This is a genomic window from Streptomyces sp. NPDC000229, assembly GCF_040300825.1.
In the GTDB taxonomy this organism is placed as follows: Bacteria; Actinomycetota; Actinomycetes; order Streptomycetales; family Streptomycetaceae; genus Streptomyces.
Genome location: NZ_JBEPEL010000160.1, coordinates 1 through 2711, shown reverse-complemented (window position 1 = coordinate 2711; position 2711 = coordinate 1). Strand labels below are relative to the sequence as shown.

The 2711-nt window shown below is 70.6% G+C and carries 4 protein-coding genes; 1 reads left to right on the top strand and 3 read right to left on the bottom strand.

Annotation, left to right across the window (positions count from 1 at the left end; genetic code table 11):
• The 3 genes from ABT360_RS35210 to ABT360_RS35200 all read right to left on the bottom strand — a co-directional run.
• Positions 1–697: NADH-quinone oxidoreductase subunit C (locus ABT360_RS35210; RefSeq protein WP_351825821.1), on the bottom strand; the 697-nt coding region annotated here is incomplete at its 3' end.
• Complete coding sequence (locus ABT360_RS35205) at positions 694–1272, bottom strand: NADH-quinone oxidoreductase subunit B (protein WP_351825819.1); 579 nt, start codon at positions 1270–1272, stop codon at positions 694–696. The genes ABT360_RS35205 and ABT360_RS35210, both read right to left, overlap by 4 nt.
• A complete protein-coding gene (locus tag ABT360_RS35200) occupies positions 1263–1673 on the bottom strand; it encodes an NADH-quinone oxidoreductase subunit A (RefSeq protein ID WP_073753384.1) in 411 nt (136 codons plus the stop codon). The genes ABT360_RS35205 and ABT360_RS35200 overlap by 10 nt, the downstream gene beginning before the upstream one ends.
• Positions 1674–1854: 181 nt before the next feature.
• Here ABT360_RS35200 and ABT360_RS35195 point away from each other — a divergent pair.
• Positions 1855–2711: sensor histidine kinase (locus ABT360_RS35195; protein ID WP_351825816.1), on the top strand; the 857-nt coding region annotated here is incomplete at its 3' end.

Genomic DNA, 2711 nt, shown 5'->3' with positions numbered 1-2711 from the left:
GCAGACCTTCGTCAACCAGTACACGGCCGACTGGGGTTCGCTGACCGGGAGGTGGTGGTGCGCGGGCTGGGCGGTCGCCGGCGGGACGCGCGGCGCGGGCGGGACGGGCCGGGGCGGGCGGGAGCTGGCCCTTCAGCGGGCCCCAGTCGTTCGGGTCGGGGACGCCCGGCGGCAGCATCTGGCGCCGCTTGGGTCCGCCGTGCTCGGACTCCCCCGGTTCCTTGGCGCCCGGCCACGCCTTGGCCACGCGGGCGGCCAGCACGAAGTCCTTGCGCAGCGGGTTGCCCTCGAAGTTCTCGGGGAGCAGGAGGTGGACCAGGTTGGGGTGGTCCTCGAAGCGGACGCCGAACATCTCGAACGTCTCGCGCTCGTGCCAGGCGGCGCCCGCGTAGACGCCGACGGCGCTCGGCAGGGCGGGGGCGTCGTGCGGCACGGTGGTACGCAGGAGGAGCCGCCGCACGTGGCCGCTCTCCAGGGCGACGACATGGGCGCAGACACGGAAGCCGGTGGCGGGCTCGTCGACCGCGCTCAGCCAGTCGAAGTAGGTGCAGCCCAGGTCGTCCCGGGCGGTCTCCAGCGCGGCGGTCCAGGACCCGGCGGGGACGTCGACCGTCAGCAGGTCGTACGTCCGCTCAGCCGTGGCCTCGTCGCCGAAGAGCTCGGTGACGGCGTCGGGAAGACGGTCGTACGCGTTCACTCCGTACCTCCCGGAGGGGGCACGAGCCCGCTGCGCAGCTGGCCGACCGACGACGCCCGCTCGTGGCCGTACCGCTCGCTCAGCGACTCGCGGGCGATCTTCTCCTGGAGCTTGAGGATGCCCTGGAGCAGCGCTTCGGGCCGCGGCGGGCAGCCGGGTACGTACACGTCGACCGGGATGATCTGGTCGACGCCCTTGGTCACGGAGTACGAGTCCCAGTACGGGCCGCCGCAGTTGGAGCAGGCGCCGAACGAGATGACGTACTTGGGCTCGGGCATCTGCTCGTACAGCCGCTTCACCGCGGGCGCCATCTTGTCCGTGACCGTCCCCGACACGACCATGAGGTCGGCCTGGCGCGGCCCCGGCGCGAACGGGATCACGCCGAGCCGGATGAAGTCGTGCCGCGCCATCGACGCGGCGATGAACTCGATCGCGCAGCAGGCGAGCCCGAAGTTGAAGACCCACAGGCTGTAGCGGCGGCCCCAGTTCAGGACCACCTTCATCGGCTCGGGCGCGAGCCGGGCAAGGGCTCCCAGCCTCTTCGGCTCGGGAAGATCGACAGGGGTCACGTCCATGTCAGGACGCCCTTCTTGTACGCGTAGAGCAGTCCTACGGCCAGGAAGCCGAGGAAGATGAACATCTCGACCAGCGTCGTGGCGCCGTATCCGGGTGCGGCGAAGACGGTCGCCCAGGGGAAGAGGAAGATCGAGTCCACCGCGAAGATGACGTACAGAAAAGCGTAGACGTAGTAGCGGACCTGCGTGTGGGCCCAGCCCTCGCCCACCGGGTCGACGCCGCACTCGTACGTCAGCAGCTTCTCCGGCGTCGGCACGACGGGCCTCAGCAGCCGACCGGCCGCGAAGGCGACCGCGACGAACAGCACGCCGATCAGGGCGAGCAGGCCGACGACCGAATAACTCTGGAAATAGTCGACGGCGAGTACGGTCGGTACGGTGCGTACGGTCGGTTCCGGCACGTCCGTCTCCCTCGCTCCCTGCCCTCGCGGCGATGCTTATGCGATCTGTACGCACGGGAGTCTAGGCCCTGGCAAAGCGCCGGTAATCAGCCGTGCCGCACTTCAGGTGGGGTTATCCCTACTTCGCCTCCCCCCACGAACCCCATGGCGTGCGCCGGTCGGGCCCGGCAGGCTGGGCCGCATGACCGCACGCATCGCATTCGACCGGCATGTCTGGAAGGAAGTCGCCCACCTTCTGGCCAACCTTCCGATCGCCTTGATCGGCTTTGTCTACGTGGTGTTCATCGTGGCCGTCGGTGCGGGGCTGTCGGTGACCGTCGTCGGCCTCCCGCTGCTCGCGGCCGGTCTGGTGGGGGCGCGGTGGCTGGGCCGGGCGGAGCGGGCGAGGGCGAGGGCCCTGCTGGGCATACGCATCGAGGAGCCGAGCCCGCCGGTGCACCGGCCGGGAAGTGGCCTCCTGTCCTGGCTGTGGACGGTACTGAAGGACCCGGTGGCGTGGCGGACGGTGCTGTACGAGTTCATACGGCTGCCCTGGGGCGTGCTGACGTTCACCGTGACCCTGGTGGGACTGATCGTCCTGTGGCCGGGGCTCCCTTACATCGCCCGGGGGCTGGCCAACGCCGACCGGGCGATGGTGCGCGGCCTGCTGTCGCCGTCCGACGAACTGGAGCGGCGGATCTCGCAGCTGGAGTCGGACCGGGGCGTGGTCGTCGACACCGCGGCCGCCGACCTGCGCCGCATCGAGCGGGACCTGCACGACGGAGCCCAGGCCCGCCTGGTCGCCCTCGCCATGGGTCTGGGCCTCGCGAAGGAGAAACTGCTGGAGGACCCGGAAGCGGCCGCCACCATGGTCGACGAGGCGCACGGCGAGGTGAAACTCGCCCTGCAGGAACTGCGCGACCTGGCACGCGGCATCCACCCCGCCGTCCTGACCGACCGCGGTCTCGACGCCGCCCTCTCCTCCATCGCCTCCCGCTGCACCGTTCCCGTCAGGGTGGAGGTGGATCTGCCGACCCGTCCGGCCCCGGCGATCGAGGG